The sequence below is a fragment of the Paenibacillus paludis genome, from assembly GCF_042610515.1.
In the GTDB taxonomy this organism is placed as follows: Bacteria; Bacillota; Bacilli; order Paenibacillales; family Paenibacillaceae; genus Paenibacillus_AQ.
Genome location: NZ_JBGJZP010000001.1, coordinates 455,743 through 471,497, shown reverse-complemented (window position 1 = coordinate 471,497; position 15,755 = coordinate 455,743). Strand labels below are relative to the sequence as shown.

At 49.4% G+C, this 15,755-nt stretch carries 19 protein-coding genes; 17 read left to right on the top strand and 2 right to left on the bottom strand.

The annotated features are described in order from the left end of the window. Positions 1-46: 46 nt before the first annotated feature. The 9 genes from ACAN56_RS02035 to mobB all read left to right on the top strand — a co-directional run bounded on the left by ACAN56_RS02035 (position 47) and on the right by mobB (position 7,319). Positions 47-1,087, top strand: coding sequence for an NADH:flavin oxidoreductase/NADH oxidase (locus ACAN56_RS02035; protein ID WP_379140090.1), 1,041 nt, complete (start codon positions 47-49; stop codon positions 1,085-1,087). A gap of 86 nt (positions 1,088-1,173) precedes the next feature. Next, a complete protein-coding gene (locus ACAN56_RS02030; protein WP_038592827.1) occupies positions 1,174-1,878 on the top strand; it encodes a dihydroorotate dehydrogenase electron transfer subunit in 705 nt (234 codons plus the stop codon). Further along, positions 1,871-2,803 (top strand): dihydroorotate dehydrogenase, encoded by a 933-nt coding sequence (locus ACAN56_RS02025; RefSeq protein ID WP_379140088.1) that lies wholly within the window; start codon positions 1,871-1,873, stop codon positions 2,801-2,803. Before ACAN56_RS02030 ends, ACAN56_RS02025 begins: the two co-directional genes overlap by 8 nt. Positions 2,804-2,893: 90 nt before the next feature. Then, a complete protein-coding gene (lpdD, locus tag ACAN56_RS02020) occupies positions 2,894-3,226 on the top strand; it encodes a prenylated flavin chaperone LpdD (RefSeq protein ID WP_038592821.1) in 333 nt (110 codons plus the stop codon). Between the two features lie 76 nt (positions 3,227-3,302). Beyond that, positions 3,303-3,971, top strand: a complete 669-nt coding sequence (locus ACAN56_RS02015) for a PspA/IM30 family protein (RefSeq protein ID WP_038592818.1) — start codon at positions 3,303-3,305, stop codon at positions 3,969-3,971. 126 nt (positions 3,972-4,097) lie between these two features. Continuing rightward, positions 4,098-4,508: a DUF350 domain-containing protein gene (locus ACAN56_RS02010; RefSeq protein WP_038592815.1), complete on the top strand. Its 411-nt coding sequence runs from the start codon at positions 4,098-4,100 to the stop codon at positions 4,506-4,508. A 24-nt stretch (positions 4,509-4,532) separates the two neighbouring features. Then, positions 4,533-5,039: a DUF4178 domain-containing protein gene (locus ACAN56_RS02005; protein ID WP_038592812.1), complete on the top strand. Its 507-nt coding sequence runs from the start codon at positions 4,533-4,535 to the stop codon at positions 5,037-5,039. Positions 5,040-5,261: 222 nt separating this feature from the next. Next, on the top strand, positions 5,262-6,542 hold the full coding sequence (locus ACAN56_RS02000) for a molybdopterin molybdotransferase MoeA (RefSeq protein ID WP_379140087.1): 1,281 nt from the start codon (positions 5,262-5,264) through the stop codon (positions 6,540-6,542). Positions 6,543-6,605: 63 nt separating this feature from the next. Continuing rightward, positions 6,606-7,319: a molybdopterin-guanine dinucleotide biosynthesis protein B gene (gene mobB / locus ACAN56_RS01995; protein ID WP_379140086.1), complete on the top strand. Its 714-nt coding sequence runs from the start codon at positions 6,606-6,608 to the stop codon at positions 7,317-7,319. A 133-nt stretch (positions 7,320-7,452) separates the two neighbouring features. Here the strand turns inward: mobB and ACAN56_RS01990 are convergent, their stop codons facing one another. Further along, entirely contained in the window at positions 7,453-8,319 is an 867-nt protein-coding gene (locus ACAN56_RS01990) for a pentapeptide repeat-containing protein (RefSeq protein ID WP_379140084.1), read from the bottom strand. A gap of 105 nt (positions 8,320-8,424) precedes the next feature. Further along, positions 8,425-9,507 (bottom strand): tyrosine recombinase XerS, encoded by a 1,083-nt coding sequence (gene xerS / locus ACAN56_RS01985; RefSeq protein ID WP_038599968.1) that lies wholly within the window; start codon positions 9,505-9,507, stop codon positions 8,425-8,427. 571 nt (positions 9,508-10,078) lie between these two features. Here xerS and ACAN56_RS01980 point away from each other — a divergent pair. From ACAN56_RS01980 to ACAN56_RS01945, 8 genes are all read left to right on the top strand, one after another. Further along, positions 10,079-10,783: a TetR/AcrR family transcriptional regulator gene (locus tag ACAN56_RS01980; RefSeq protein ID WP_379140083.1), complete on the top strand. Its 705-nt coding sequence runs from the start codon at positions 10,079-10,081 to the stop codon at positions 10,781-10,783. Continuing rightward, a complete protein-coding gene (locus ACAN56_RS01975) occupies positions 10,773-11,651 on the top strand; it encodes a hypothetical protein (RefSeq protein ID WP_379140081.1) in 879 nt (292 codons plus the stop codon). Before ACAN56_RS01980 ends, ACAN56_RS01975 begins: the two co-directional genes overlap by 11 nt. Then, on the top strand, positions 11,609-11,869 hold the full coding sequence (locus ACAN56_RS01970; protein WP_379140080.1) for a flavodoxin domain-containing protein: 261 nt from the start codon (positions 11,609-11,611) through the stop codon (positions 11,867-11,869). Before ACAN56_RS01975 ends, ACAN56_RS01970 begins: the two co-directional genes overlap by 43 nt. A gap of 15 nt (positions 11,870-11,884) precedes the next feature. Beyond that, the gene (locus ACAN56_RS01965) at positions 11,885-12,127 is read left to right on the top strand and encodes a hypothetical protein (protein WP_379140078.1); all 243 of its coding nucleotides are present in this window, start codon (positions 11,885-11,887) and stop codon (positions 12,125-12,127) included. Between the two features lie 744 nt (positions 12,128-12,871). Continuing rightward, the gene (locus tag ACAN56_RS01960) at positions 12,872-13,399 is read left to right on the top strand and encodes a GNAT family N-acetyltransferase (protein ID WP_342435681.1); all 528 of its coding nucleotides are present in this window, start codon (positions 12,872-12,874) and stop codon (positions 13,397-13,399) included. 1 nt (position 13,400) lies between these two features. Beyond that, on the top strand, positions 13,401-14,150 hold the full coding sequence (locus tag ACAN56_RS01955; RefSeq protein ID WP_379140077.1) for a hypothetical protein: 750 nt from the start codon (positions 13,401-13,403) through the stop codon (positions 14,148-14,150). A 338-nt stretch (positions 14,151-14,488) separates the two neighbouring features. Beyond that, the gene (locus tag ACAN56_RS01950; protein WP_379140076.1) at positions 14,489-14,956 is read left to right on the top strand and encodes a putative immunity protein; all 468 of its coding nucleotides are present in this window, start codon (positions 14,489-14,491) and stop codon (positions 14,954-14,956) included. Next, the gene (locus ACAN56_RS01945; protein WP_379140074.1) at positions 14,953-15,456 is read left to right on the top strand and encodes a hypothetical protein; all 504 of its coding nucleotides are present in this window, start codon (positions 14,953-14,955) and stop codon (positions 15,454-15,456) included. Before ACAN56_RS01950 ends, ACAN56_RS01945 begins: the two co-directional genes overlap by 4 nt. Positions 15,457-15,755: the final 299 nt, after the last annotated feature.

The window sequence follows — 15,755 nt, the reverse complement described above, 5'->3', positions numbered from 1 at the left end:
TTCGCTTCCACTATAAATCGGATCACCGGAAAGGTTGGAATCGGAAATGACTGATTTATTCAAGCCTTATGAATTGAAGGCCTTAGTTTTAAAGAATCGGATAGTTATGCCCCCGATGTGCCAGTATGCGGTGTACAAGCAGGACGGAATACCGGATGATTGGCATTTCGTGCATTATGTCAGCCGCGCCGTTGGCGGAACCGGCTTTATTATTGTAGAGATGAGCGGTGTGCATCCGGACGGGCGAATCACTAACCACGACACCGGGATCTGGAGCGATGACCAGATAGCGGCCTATCGCAAGATTACGGATGGGGTCCATGCGTACGGCGCCAAAATTGCTATTCAGTTAGGTCATGCAGGCCGCAAGGCGCTGGATGCGGAGCCGCCGGTTGCTCCGTCGGCAATTCCGTTCGATGAGAAGTCCAAAATACCTCAGGCCCTCTCCAAAGAAGAGATCGCAGAGCTTGTCTTGGCTTACCGTGAGGGCGCACGCAGAGCAGTGGAAGCCGGTTTTGACACGGTAGAGATCCACGGTGCCCATGGATACCTGATTCATCAGTTCCATTCCCCGCTCACCAACGTCAGAGAAGATGAGTACGGAGCTGATTTGGCACTGTTCGGCGAACAAGTGGTCCAAGCAGTTAGAGAAGTATTGCCCGCAGAGATGCCGCTGCTGATGAGAGTATCAGCCAGAGAATATGTCGAAGGCGGCTATGATGAAGCCTATGCTCTGGACATTTGCCGCCGGTATAAAGACGCTGGCGTAGATATCTTCCATGTATCTTCTGGCGGAGAAGGACCGGTCGGCTCTAATGGTGGACCTAACGCGGGTCCGGCTTATCAGGTGGATCTCGCTGAATATATCAGAAGCGGCCTGCAGGTTCCGGTTATAGCGGTAGGACGTCTTGAGAACTACGCAGAAGCCCAGTCCGTAGTTGCCGAAGAGAAGGCGGAACTCGTGGCTATTGGCCGGGCAATGCTCAGTGACCCTTACTGGGCGCTGCATGCTGAGGAAGCGCTTGGCGGGCTAGACAAAGCGAATGTGCCGAAACCCTATGAGCGCGGGGTATGGCACAGAAAATAGCACTCTACCAATGTGAAATATGTCACAGATTTTATACTCCTTCTAGGGCATGGTTAATAAGATTAAATTTGAAGGAGCTTGATAACGTGGCGACAGTTATAACTAACGAGCGGCTGGCTGATGGAGTGTACCACCTTCGGGTTGAAGGGAATTACGGCGGTGAAATGGGTCAATTCTACATGTTGCGGGCATGGGGAGCCTATCCGCTGTTGTCCAGACCGCTTAGCATACATCAAGTAAACGATGACGGTGTCGAATTTCTCTATCATGTGGTCGGGGAAGGAACTGAAATCTTTGCCGGTCTGACACCCGGAGATAACATTGATCTTGAAGGGCCGTTTGGCAATGGCTTTCCCGAAGTTGAGGGGAAGGTTGCTCTGGTAGGCGGGGGGATTGGCATTGCTCCGCTTTATTACTGTGCGCAGAAGCTTCCGGGCAGCGATATTTATTTGGGATTCAGCCGGGAAGCCTTCCGTACGGAAGCATTTCGTCCCTTGGCGGCGGAGCTGACGGTCAATGTCGGCGGCCTGATTCTCGACAGTGTTGATTTTACCAGCTATGATCATATTTTTGTCTGTGGACCGCATCCCATGCTGAAAGCAGCGCAATTAAAAGGCTTCGCAGCCGAGACAGCAGGCAAAAAACCGGGTGTGTATCTTTCACTGGAGAACCGGATGGCCTGCGGGATAGGTGCATGTCTCGTATGCAGTGTGTCCTGCCGAGACGGGCAGCGTAAGGCATGTGCGGACGGTCCGGTCTTTTTGGCGGAGGAGGTGCTCTTCCATGATTAATTTAACTGCAAATATAGCAGGCGTACATTTCAAGAATCCGATCGTCATGGCCTCCGGCACTTTCGGCTTCGGCCGTGAGTATGGCAAGCTTTACGATGTGTCCATGCTGGGAGGAATCTCCGGCAAAGGTCTTACACTTAACGCCAAGGCTGGAAACCCCGGTGTTCGCGTCTATGAGACGGCTTCCGGCATGCTGAACAGTGTCGGTCTGGAGAACCCTGGAGTGGAAGGGTTTCTGGCCAAGGAACTTCCATATTGGGAGACACTGGACACTGCACGGATCGTGAATCTTGGCGGCAATACATTGCATGATTATGTACTCGGCGCCGAGCTGATCCAGCGGGATGCTGAAGCCCGGAGTCTAGCCGGCACAACTGCGGTGGACATGATAGAGCTTAATATTTCCTGCCCCAATGTAAAAGAAGGAGGTATCGCTTTCGGTGTCAAGACTCCTGCTGCACAGGAGGTCGTGCGTGCGGTCAGAGCAGCAACGAAACTTCCGCTCGCCGTGAAGCTGTCACCGAACGCCGAGGATATCGCCGAAATGGCTGAGATGTGCCAGGAAGAGGGGGCAGATGCGGTTTCGCTGATTAACACGATCTCAGGGATGAAGATCGATGTCCGCCGCCGCAGCAGCGTGTTCAATAATCTGTATGCCGGACTGTCCGGTCCGGCGATCAAGCCGGTGGCGCTGCGTATGGTGCATCAGGTAGCGAAACGGGTGTCCATTCCGGTAATCGGTATGGGCGGAATTACCTCGGCAACGGATATTATAGAATTTATTATGGCCGGAGCAACGGTTATCCAGGTTGGAACCTATAATTTCATGAACCTGCGGGCAGGAAGCACGCTTGTGGAAGAACTGCAGCAGTTCATGCTAGCTGAGAACATTTCTTCCCTGGACGAGATCCGCGGTATTGTGTGAGCTATCCCAAGTTTTGCACGTACTGTTTTTCCGCTGACCTGAGATATCTTCGTGCTTCAAGGTTAATATAATGGGAAGGGGGAGATCGGGTTGGTTGCTTATGAGTTCCATCCAGAAGACATTGAACTGTCTGCAATAGCTGTAGGCCGTGATTTACTGCTGCTCATTACCGGAGGGGTCCGCCATATCGGTGCGGCAAGCACCGCATATGTTGACGGTGATAACATCAGCGTATCCACCTCTGCCGTCCCCCATCACAAAGAGCATACAATCAGTGAAGCCATCGCGCTCAAGGTATCGGCTGCACTGGGCAAGACGGTCACGGTGGTTATGGGCATTCATTATGATGATTTGAGCAAAGAGGACATCACTAAAGTTGTAGAAATCGTAAACAGCAAGGTAGATCAATATTTAACGCAATAAATTTGAAACGATTCTCGACACTCTGCGTAAAAGATACCAAATGAGCAATTAACTTTTATTTTGGAGGAATGAACCGATGTCTATATTTAAAAGATTGCGTGATTTGACCATGTCCAATGTGAATGCGATTATTGACAAGGCGGAAGACCCGGTCAAAATGACGGACCAATATATCCGTGATATGACCGAGGATTTGGAGGATGCTGAGAAAGCGGTAGCTGCCCAGATCGCCATCGAGAAGAAATTCAAACAGCTGTATGAAGAGCAGGAAGCACTTGTAGCCAAGCGCAACCAGCAGGCGCATACGGCAGCTCAAGCCGGCAATGCCGATCTGGCCCGCCGCGCGCTGGAAGAGAAGAAATCTGCTGAAGTCAAGCTGGTGGAGTACAAAACAAGCTTCGATCAGAATAAAGCTTCGGCCGACAACCTGCGTGCCAAACTGGAGGAAATGCGCAAACAGCTCACCGAGATGAAGAACAAACGTGAGACTTTGGTAGCCCGTTTCAATGCCGCCAAGGCGCAAACTGAAATCAATAAGGCAATGAGCGGTTTCAGCTCTGACTCGGCTTCCGCCGGACTGAAGCGCATGGAAGAAAAGATGCTGCAAGCTGAAGCTCAGGCAGAAGCCAGCAATGAGATGAGCTCGGGCAATAAATCACTTGACGATGAATTCGAGAAGCTGGGCAAGGACCAAGCTGTAGAAGATGAGCTGGCTGCGCTGATGAAGCAATACGACAAACAATAGGATATGGACTTACCGGTCCTAAAGCCGGTGTTCACAGGCGAAGGGGAGACGGAACTAGCGGTTTCTCCTTCGCCTTCTCTATGTGGTCGGATAGAGCAGCAATCTGAATAAGCGGGGGCTAAAGCAATGGATTTCCAAACACTGGTGTCCATGGTTGTATGGACGGTGAGCGGCGCAGTGCTTCTATGTGTACTGATGTTCGTGGATTCGCTGTTTACCCGTTATAATGATTTAGAGGAACTGAAGGCAGGCAATATGGCGGTCACAACGCGTTTCGTACTGAAACTGCTGGCACAAGCCTACATATTATCGGCTTCCATTTCCACTTCAAAGGGTCTGGGAGATGCGCTTATTGTCTCCATAGTTTCCTTTGTTCTTTTGTTTTTCCTTGAAAAGACAGTCCGCCTGCTGCTGAGCCGCTGGGGTAAGCTAAATCTTGATTATGGCACCCAGCTGGGCAAAATCGGTTATGGATTATTGGCTGGCTCGCTGCATGTAACGGGGGCATTAATTATTGCGGCTTATATACGAGGTTAAATATAACAGGAGGAATGATGGAGTTTGAGTATATGGAAACGTATTGGTAATCTTTTTTCCAAAACAGAAGCACCGGCTGCACCAAAAAGTATGCTGAATCTCTCCCCGGGAGATATTTGCGAAGTGTCACTGGTTACTTATGAAGTAACAGGACGGACGAAAACCAGCGGCCGCAATGCGGTTGTCTTGACACTCCGCGACGGAAGCAAGATCTCCTATCTGTATATTGAGGAGCGTGAACAGCTGCAGTACAGTCTGTATCAACCGATTGACGGGCGGCTGGATGATCCTGCCGAGGTACCTTCTACGCTGGAGCTGGATGGTTACACGTTCCACCTGGAGGAAGAATACGAAGGGTTCGCAGCGGTAACAGGACAGACGCCGTATGTCAATGGCGGAGAGCAGCATGTCTGGCAGTACCAGTCCGATGATTACCGGCTGCTGCGGGTGGAATGGCAGAACGGGCGGTTTATGCTCTATGAGGGCGAGAAAGTAATTCCGGGAGATGTCAAAGTGATCCGGGCTTCGTAATTCAACATCTGTATTTATATCCCAAATGGGGATTAGAGGATACCTTCGCTTCTATAGCGGGTATCCTTTTTGCCTTGTCTCGTAATGCTAAGGGGAGCGTACCGCGAGCAGACACTCATATCCAAATATCACTTTCCCGGGTCTCATGTTAAAATAGTTCTGTACCGGAGCAGCAAACAGTAGGCACATGATGCCACATGAGACAGAGGACGGAGGGTTCTTATGAATAGCAGACAGGATACGCCGGATCATAAATTTCATCGAAAAGCACTCCAGGTTAAAGAAGCGCAAGCCCGGGTGATTGAATATGCAAAATTGCTGGATGGTGAGGAAGTACCGCTGAATCAGAGTTTCGGGCGTTTTTTGGCCGAGCCGGTGATTGCGTCGCATCCTTTTCCGGCATTTAACCGCTCAGGGATGGACGGGTATGCGCTGATCGCCGGGGATACCAAGGATTGCGGGCAGGATCGCGTAGTCTGGCTGGAAGTCGTCGATGATATTCCATGCGGAGCTGTACCTGCTGTGAGTATAACGTCCGGAACAGCCGCGCGAATTATGACAGGGGCGCAAGTGCCCGAAGGTGCGGATACGGTTGTGATGCTGGAGATCACGGAAACCCGGGAAGCCGATGGCAAAAGTTTTGTCGGACTCCGCAAGCCGCAGCAGGCCGGCCGCAATATTACCCCGCGGGGTTTTGAACTGAAGGAAGGAGCACTTGTACTTCGATCAGGAGGGAAGATTGCTGCGGGTGAGATCGCTGCGCTGGCAGCGCTTGGAGTACATACCGTCAAAGTACTGAGACGGCCTAAGATCGGGATTTTCGCTACGGGTACTGAGCTTTTGGAGGTAGATGAGCCACTTCAACCCGGCAAAATCCGCAATAGCAACTCACCGATGCTGGAAGCGCTGGTGCGGGAGACCGGGGGTGAGCCTGTCATGCTGGGTGCGATCATAGATGACTTGGAGCTGGCCCGGAGCAAAGTGCAAATGGCTCTGGATAGCTATGACATGGTGATCACTACGGGCGGGGTATCTGTGGGGGATTACGATATTATGGGTGATCTGGTCCGGGAGAACAGCGGCGACATGCTATTTAATAAAGTTACGATGCGCCCGGGCAGCGTCACAACAGCCGCTGTTCGCGGAGGCAAACTGCTGCTGGCACTGTCCGGCAATCCCGGAGCCTGCTTCGTAGGTTTTCATCTGTTTGCGCGGCCGGTCATTTCCCTGATGCAGGGTGCTACGCTGCCCTTTTTGCCGGAATGGACGGCTGTGCTTGGCGCAGATTATTCGAAGGTGAACAATTATACACGTTATGTGCGCGCAAGGCTGGAATTCCGTGATGGCTGTTTGTATGCCTTTCCGGCAGCAATCGACGAATCATCGGTCATGGTAACGATCAAGGACAGCGATTGTCTGATTGTCGTTCCGCCGGAAGAACGCGGTTTATGCGCTGGCGCCAAAGTAAGGGTGCTGAAGCTGCCGGGAGAACTTCAGGGCTGAATGGACTCTGGCAGCCATGCGGGAGCGTGCGGAACTAGAGATCAGGGGTGAAGCAGGAACGTGATGAAGCGTAGCAAGAAAAGAAGTGAAACAGGCCGGGACTTTGCGCGGCTGAATATTGGCAACTCAAGGCTAGGACGAGGCAGGAATGGAAAGGGCAAGAATAGCTTTACCTGCAGTAGAAATGCAGAAAGGACAAGCCGGGTTCCCGCGGGAAGTCCTCGAACGGGTGAGGAATCGAATGGCGGAGGCAGCAAGAGTCCACCTGCCGTATGCCAGATCGTCGGCTATAAAAACAGCGGCAAAACTACGCTGATCTGTGACTTGATTCCGCTGCTGCAGCGGCACGGCTGCACTGTGGCGGTGATTAAACATGATGCGCATGACTATGATATGGATCATCCGGGGACAGATACCTGGCAGCAACGGCAGGCCGGAGCATCCGCAATTGCCATCACCAGCGGCAGAAAGACATCGGTGATCGAAGAACGCAGCAGTAGTTTGGCAGAGCTGATTTTAGCTTTTTCCAGCTATGATTATGTGCTCGTTGAGGGCTTCAAACATGAAGCTTATCCTAAAATAGTACTGGTTCATAACGAAGAAGACCTGAGCCTGCTGAACAATGCCCAGAATAAGGTCGCTGCCGCATTTTGGGAGGAAATGAAGGACACCGTGCGGATTGAGCCGGGAATCCGGCATTTCAGCATCAACGATAGTGCGGCAATCGCTGATTTTTTGTGGCAGCAACGAACTTATTTTCAAAATTTCAACATATGAAAAATTCACAATAGAAAACCCGGAAAATTCTGTCCGCGCTTCATTGAACCGTCTCTTCAAAATCGGGTCGTAAGGAGCAGCAGCCCCAGTCCTCCATGGTAACGGAAGACTGGGGCTGCTATTGTTGAAGATCCTATGTCCAGTGACCAGGACGGGCAAGCGCTGGAGGCAGCTTGGTTAAGGTATTGCCCTTGGCTGCATTAAGCTGTGCCTGTGTAAGAAACAGGCTGCCGGTCAGATCCGCTCCGCTTAGGTTAGTATCCCGGAAATCTGCGCCAATGAGGTCAGCAGCCTGCAGATTTGCTCCGCTGAGATCAGCAGCAATGAGATAGGCCCCCCGCAGGCTTACGCACCGCAGATCCGCACCCTTCAGTTTGGCACCGATCAGATCCGCGCCGCGGCCATATTTTGCTTGTCGTTTGGGAACCGACTTCAGCTCCCGGCGGGCCGCATCACGCACAAGTTCACTGGTACGCAGGAGCAGTTCGTTGACTTCCCCCCGGTGAGCAGCAACATCCAGCTCCAGCAGCGCCTCGGCCTTCAGGTTCGTGAATTGTTCGGTCTTCTCCAGAGCGGTTGACAGTGCACTATGAAGCGGGGCGGCTGACTGGAAATGAAGTGCTTCGGTGAGATACCACAGCAGTTCATGTAGCTGACGCATTACCGGGAATACTTCGAACATTTGTGATGATGTTTTGGGTGCCTGCCGCCAGTCCTTGCCGCCGTAGGTGATTTGGGATACCTTTTGGCCTGCTCCGAAGCAGTCATACACCGTGCAGCCCCGAAAGCCCTTGTCTCTCAGCGCGGTATGAATACCGCAACGGAAGTCCGTCTGCAGATTGGGACAGGGCTGTCCGGCGTTTTTGTTCATCGCGAAGTCTACCGAAACCGCGAAGGGCAGTGCCGCACAGCATAAGCCAAAACAGTTCTCGCAGTCCGATTGCAAATAGAGAGAAGCTCCGGCTGGGCCGGATGGTGAATAATTGTAATACTCTGACATGGGTATGCTCCTTACAATAATAAAAATTAAATACTCTTCAGCATTAGAACAAAACTCCGCTCGAATGCAGCGTCACATGTTTCCTACAGAGCAGCTGCGATGCCATCAGCTTTCCACACGCCGCTCAATCGCTTCGGACATCGTTTTGTCCGTAAGATGGGCATAGACTTCGGTAGTTTCGGTCGAAGCGTGTCCGAGCTGCTCCTTAGTTTTGTAGATATCATTTTGCAGATAATAGTCTGTGGCGAAAGAGTGCCTCAGCTTGTGCACAGTCAAATACGGCTTCCCGAAACGCTTGGCGTATTTGATAATCATCTCTTGAATCGCCCGTTTTGTCATCCGTTTCCCTTCCTGGCTGCCATTGGGCAATGCAATGAACAACGCCTTTTCCCTCTTTGGCGTCTTGTAGCGGGCCTGGCGGAGACTTAGATACAGCGAGAGATCATCCTTGGCCTGCTCGCGGAAATACACAGGTGTCTTGAAGGTCTCGTCATTATTGCCCTTGCGGTATACATAAAGCAGCTTGTTGTTCACATCCAGATCATCCACGTTGAGATTAACCACCTCGGATACACGCAAGCCGGAATTCAAGATCAGACTGGCGATGCAGGCATCCCGTTCCCGGTTCAACTGAAAGGAGTAATGTGCCTGCTTGTTAGCCTCAACATCTCTGCCATAACCTTCATAGATGTAGCCCACAAATTCCAGCAGTTCCTCGTCTTCGAGAATTTTCCCCTTTAGCTTGGCTGCGGTATCTTTCGGTTTATGAATGCGTTTGATTTCCACCTTGGCCATAATATTGCGCTTCAGCAGCGGGTAGAAATTCTCATCTTCGGCAATCTGGCTCAGGTAATGGAAGAGGGAGCGCAGAGCGGACAGCTTGCGGGATACCGTCACCCGGGTGTTCGTTCCTTCGGCGCGGGTAGTTAAATGCAGCCGGTAGCCGACAATACTGTCCATATGAAGTGTTTCCAGATCAAGCAGAGTGATTTCAGCATTGCTGCCGGCCGTTGACAGTCCTTCCACACGCAGCCACCCAAAAAAAGATTCATAATCGCGGATATACTCCAGTAGGGTTGAAGGCGACAGATCCGGCCGTTTATAGTCAATGAATTGCTGTACAAACCATGGCATAAGATGCAGCCTCTGGTCGAGATTTTTCCGGTCGCTGTTTTTTTGGATGCTGATAACAATCACCTTTTTCATAGTTTGCTTAGGTTTGAAGTGTTGCGGTCTAATCTATCTTATCATGTTTTGTNTCGAGATTTTTCCGGTCGCTGTTTTTTTGGATGCTGATAACAATCACCTTTTTCATAGTTTGCTTAGGTTTGAAGTGTTGCGGTCTAATCTATCTTATCATGTTTTGTGCTGCACCGGGAATGAGAGGCAGGCGGCTTGCTCCAGAAGTGACAAAGTTATATGATGTGAAGTAAACGCGAATGGCAGAGGTGAACCTAACCTGATGTACTATGATTAGACGTTTCGAATGAGCAAAATGTTTCCAAATTTTATTCAATAATTATGTTAACTTAATTCGGCAACTGAATGATAAATCTAAAGCTTGGGATGCCCGCCGGGGCTATCTCAGGCTTTATTTCTGTTAGGAAATTATACAGTTTGGAAATGAGATTCCTTAAGAATGTCAAAATAATCACATCCCGCAGCAATATAGTTCCATATAATGCATATTGAACACTGTTTAAAAACATTTCAGTGTTAAATTGACTGATCTAAACGCAAATGGAGGAATTTTGAAATCATGAGCAAAGAACAAAGGCAAGAGCAGGAACGCGAAGCGATGCGTCATTTGATTCTGACAACAGCCGGTGAGCTGGTGGCCGAGAAGGGGATCAAGCAGTTATCTATCCGCAAGATTGCTAAACGGATGGACTATTCCGCCGGAATCATTTATCACTATTTTCAGGGAAAGGAGGCTATTGTCGAGCAGCTTCTACAGCAGGGGTACAGGGAGTTGATTGATGGGCTAACAGCCCGATTACACACTTCGCAGAATGAAGAATCGGCTGAGGAGAAGCTAAGCCAGTCGCTGTCGCAGTTCATTCGGGTGACAACAGCGGAGGAATCCCAGTACCGGAATGTGATACTGAATGATTCACCAGCTGTGCTTAACCACACGGCAGTGCTGCATAAAGGGGCTGCACTGGAGCGCAATGCGATCAGTATGCTCTGCAGTATTCTTCGCCAATTCAAAGGGATGGATGCCCGTAAAGAGGAGGAAATGGAGCTTACCGCCCAGGTGATCTGGAGCGCGGCATTTGGACTGATCATGAGGCTGACCGTCGAGAAAGAGCTGCCGGAGGAGCAGAAGGAGGCCCTGATCGCGCGGCATGTTGAGGCCATGCTTCTAATTGCGGGGGGGCTGGAACGGTGCCGTCCTTTAAAAGGACGGCAAAGCCGTTTCTGCTTGACTATTCGACCAGGGGGAGACGCCGATGGAATATAGACGGTCAGTTGGCATTTTAACGGGTTTAATTATTCTCCTTGCGATAATTGCGTCGGGGTACGGTTTGCTGTCAGGTCACGGCCCGGAGGCGGCAAGAAGGTCTGAATCTTTTACCTCTATCTGGGGTGACAAGGTCGAATTATATGGTAGTGGGATATATAAACACGATTCAGTTTCCGCAGCTGCTCAGGCTATAGCCCAGGATGGAGTTACGCTGGTATTGGGGGTTCCTTTGCTGGTTGTGTCACTGGTTATGAGCTTCAAAGGGAGGGTCAGAGGACGTTTGCTGTTAGCTGGAGCTTTGGGATATTTTACATATACTTATGCGTCTTACAGCTTCCTGTCTATGTACAATCACCTGTTTCTAATCTATGTCATGTTGTTCTCAGCCAGCTTATTTGCTTTTATTCTGACACTGTTGTCCCTCGAGCGGGAGAAGGTAGAACGTTATTTTAAACACAGTTTACCGGCCACAAGCATCGGTGTTTTCCTGCTGTTTACCGCGTTTATGATTATGATGTTATGGCTGGGCAGGCTTGCTAGTTCTTTACGGCAAGGGACAGCCCCTGTAGGTTTGGAGCATTACAGCACATTAGTGATTCAGGCACTCGATTTAGCTATTGTTGTTCCGCTCACGGCAATTACCGGGTTACTGCTCATTCGCAGGCGGCCTTATGGTTATCTGCTTGCTTCTGTAGTCATAGTGAAAGCCGCTGCTCTCCTAACCTCCATCACAGCCATGATCATTGGGATGCTGAGGGCGGGAGTAAGTGTATCTACAGTAGAGTTGGTAGCGTTCCCTGCGTTTCATTTGGGTGTTATTGTTTGTTTGTACCTTGTATTGAGCAATGTACAGGAACCGGGATAGTCTTCAAACTCATTACCCATAGAATATATGGATGTACAGAGAAGGCCGCAATGCTTTTGAAATCCAGGCTTGGAGAGGCTGAGGTTATGAATCTAAAATATGCCGACGTGCCGGCTCTGGCTTCATATGACACGGTAATTCTGGGCAGCTCCATCTACTTTGGCAAAATCCGCAAGGAAATGGCGTTGTTTACGTCCAAATATCAGCAGGAGCTGTAAAACAAGAGGCTGGGGTTGTTCGTCTGTGCAGGAATGACAGGGGAGAAGGCGGAGGAGGAACTGAAGCAAGCTTATTCTGAGGTTTTGTACAACAAGGCACTCGCCAAGGAGATCCTGGGTGATGAGATTGATCCGGAGAAAATATCAACATTGGACAGATGGATTCTGCGCATGGTCAAGGGGAAGGGGCACGAAGCTGGAGGTGGATTATCGGTGGATAAGCTAGACAAATTCGTGCTTACAATGTCCCGGAGTTGAGGGGAAGCAAGCCAATGGCAAGGAGTATCATACGGATGCGATGAAAGAGCAAAAGAGCGGCAGCAAGAACAGATGATTCTGTTCAAATATAAGGATGTATAGGTTTCTGCTTGAAGTGCTGACGCTGTATTGATTTTGGGAAGGTAACGAATTCCATTCCTCTAAATAGCCCTCATAAGTCAACATAATAATAATTATGGTAACAACCTTCCGGTTTTGTCTAAAAGAAATAAATCACGAGCCGTCGGCATCAACGAATAAGTCCTCTTTCTCCACCTAACTATAAAAATTCATTATATGAAAAATTCACAATAGAAAAATCAAAATCTAATACTCCATCTAGCCCATTCGCCCACCTACAACACATATCTTTACCTAATCACAATCACCAGGAAAAAGGATGAAATCACATAACGGGCGGCAAAAGTCAACGGATTCAATCGCGATGTACTTCCATTCAAGTATGCATGAGAGCTGTAAGCTGATCCGTCAGCATGGACGCCATCTCCAAGGATTTCAGCGCATGTTGTAAGGAAAGAGTTGAATCTGTTCCATTCTGCAGACACTGGAGAGCATGACGCAAGCTTTTTTCATAGGGATTGTTCGGGATTAGCGGAATATCCACTTGGCCCTCGGAAGTGTTGCGGTCTAATCTATCTTATCATGTTTTGTGCTGCACCGGGAATGAGAGGCAGGCGGCTTGCTCCAGAAGTGACAAAGTTATATGATGTGAAGTAAACGCGAATGGCAGAGGTGAACCTAATGGAGCTTGGAATCGAACTGGTTCCCAAGGAGCAAAAGCAGACGATCAGCAGACTCATGCAATTCTATCTGTATGACTTTACCCGTTACCTGGATCTTGAGGTAGACCGTGATGGCGGCTTTCCGGCGTATCCCGGACTTGAAGCTTACTGGAACAGCGGCAACAATAAATTCGCTTATTTGTTTACGGTGGATGGGCATATTGCCGGATTCGCACTGGTGGACCGTCTGCTTCGCAACCCGGAAGGGCAATACTACATGACTGAATTTTTTGTGATGCAGAAATACCGCCGCAGCGGTGTAGGCACATGGGCAGCCCACCGGTTGTTTGATATGTTTCCGGGTGACTGGAAGGTGTCGCAGATCCGCGCCAATACGCCTGCACGCAACTTTTGGCACCGTGTGATCGGCAGCTATACGCATGGAGAATTTAAAGAGCGCTTTAATCCAAAGCAAGGTAACCCAAGTCAGTACTTCAGTACATTAAGTATTAATAGGATTAAAAAATAAATTGAAACAAAAATTATGGGTCGTCTGTATTGCGCTATCGTCTGCGTTATTTACGGGTTGTAACAATGATAATGACAAGCTTGCGAATGTGCCTTCTGATGCAGCGCAAGAAGCGGTTCAGACCGGAGTATCCTCAACTTCTGAACCCTCGCCAACGGCAGCTGCGAAGGACAGAAGGGCTATTGTACAAGCCACAGATCAGCCTGCTGACAGGTCCATCGCAGTAATGCAGGCTGACGTTCCGGAATATAGTGGCGGTGGGAGGTCTTACATCATTGAAGGGGAAGAAGTCTCGGCTGATTTTTCCTCCCATCGGACCTTGCCGCTTGGAGTGTTGATGCCGGAAACGATGAAACGTTTTGAAGCCGGTGGGGTAACGGCCTGGGGGACTGCGGATGAGCAGAACTTTATTTCTCTCTTTGCCGAAGAAGCCAAGCTGAGTCTAACAAACAGTGACGCGGGGTTGCTGAGGTACAAGGAATATATGGGCAATTGCAGGACTGGGAATGCGACAGTTGATGTATTTTCCGTTGAGGCGAAGGGAAAGCGCTACATCGCTGAGATCCATACTATGGCAGAACAGCGTGAGCATCTGCTTCCGGTATTTGTTAACATACTTAAAGATCTACAATATATGGAGAAAAAAACTCCAATTGTACCCGGTGTCTTTGTACAGATACCGGATGTAGGCAATAGTGGATTCCCTTTAAAAACGAGAAATGGGCCGGCTTTCAAGTGGATTATTACCTGATGGATGATGAAGGATATATTGCCGACCGGGGGTTCACGATTGTTTTGCTGCCGGGCAAGCAGGGAGAATGGAAGATCGAAGACATCGACTAGCACAGGTAGTAAAAGGGGCATACCTAATTAACTCATGCCAGCACAAGATGACGGCTCCATGATAGAGTATATGTAGACGTGCCGTCAGAATCCGGCGCGTCTTTTTTCTCGGTATATAATGTGGATTGGATAGAATCCAACTACGTGGAATGGTCTGTTTCCGAACATCCTATACTTTAAGCTTCAACTGTTGGTTGACATATATAATATTATGTTAACTTAACATCCATTCAAGGAGGTTCCAAAATGGGGAACGTGAAATTTATTGATACCGACAAGGGGAAAACGATTAGTGATCTTCAAAATAAAGTTGAGCACAAAACACTTGTCTTATGGGCTGTTGATTGCGCTGAGCGGGTACTCCAGTTTTTTGAAGAGAGGCACCCGGATGACAAGCGTCTTCGGGAAGCTGTTGAGGCCGGGCGTGCCTGGTTGCGCGGTGAGTTAACGATGAGTGAAGCACGTACAGCCGCTTTTGCCGCTCATGCTGCGGCCCGTGAAGCCGAAGGGGATGCTGCATGCGCCGCAGCCCGTTCTGCAGGCCAGGCCGCAGCCTCCGCTCATGTAGCCGGACACGCTGTTCACGCAGCAACCTACGCTGCCAAAGCTATAACCTACAGCTCTTACCCCGCAGATAGAATTAGCAACACGGCCAAAGAACGTGAGTGGCAACTCCAGCACCTGCTTGATCTGAAGAATGGAGGGGAGAAATGAGAACACGCAGATATTTTGGCATATGGATCGGCTTTATGTTACTGATTCTAATGGGCTGCAGTAAAGAACTTGCAAGGGAAGAACAAACTGCACATGACTATGTTAAGGCGCAAGGCTATAAGATCATCTCCACAGAAGACGAGGCTTTTGAATACACGTTGACCAAAAAGCTGTTGTATGGAAGTCCGGAATCGACCCCTTATCAGCAGATGTGGGGTGTTCAAGCCGTTTCTCCCGATGATTATGTAGGAAAAAAAATAACCATTTATAAGTTCACCGTATCTAATCATCCGCTCGAAAAAATATATCTGACGCATACCACCAATGTTAACATCCTGATGGCAGATGGAGAAGTGATTGGCGGGACTTCGTTCCCGCTTAAAGAAGGCGAGTTGCTGATGGGAAGCGCCTATTCGCTGGACGGAATGACGCTTGAAGAAGTCACAGGTCTAACCTTTAAGGAATGGTCTGACGATTGGAAAAAAAGGTACGATAATTAAACATCTATTTCATAAGGAGATTAGTCTGAAACATCATTATCCTCTATAGTTTGAGTAAGAGATGTGATTCATACTTTATAGATCATGCGAGTGCTTGTGTAATCGTAATCGGCGTAAATTTGCTGATAACGGGGGTGATGATGTAGTGTATTGGAGCGGATTATCTCATAGAGCAGTACATGGGCTAGCTTGGCATCGGTTGTTTTATAGCCGGTGTAAAGATAGCCTATTTCATTATATGCACCGCTGCTGATCCTTTCAAACGCTTCATGCATGTTGACAATACGAGTTGTACAGAT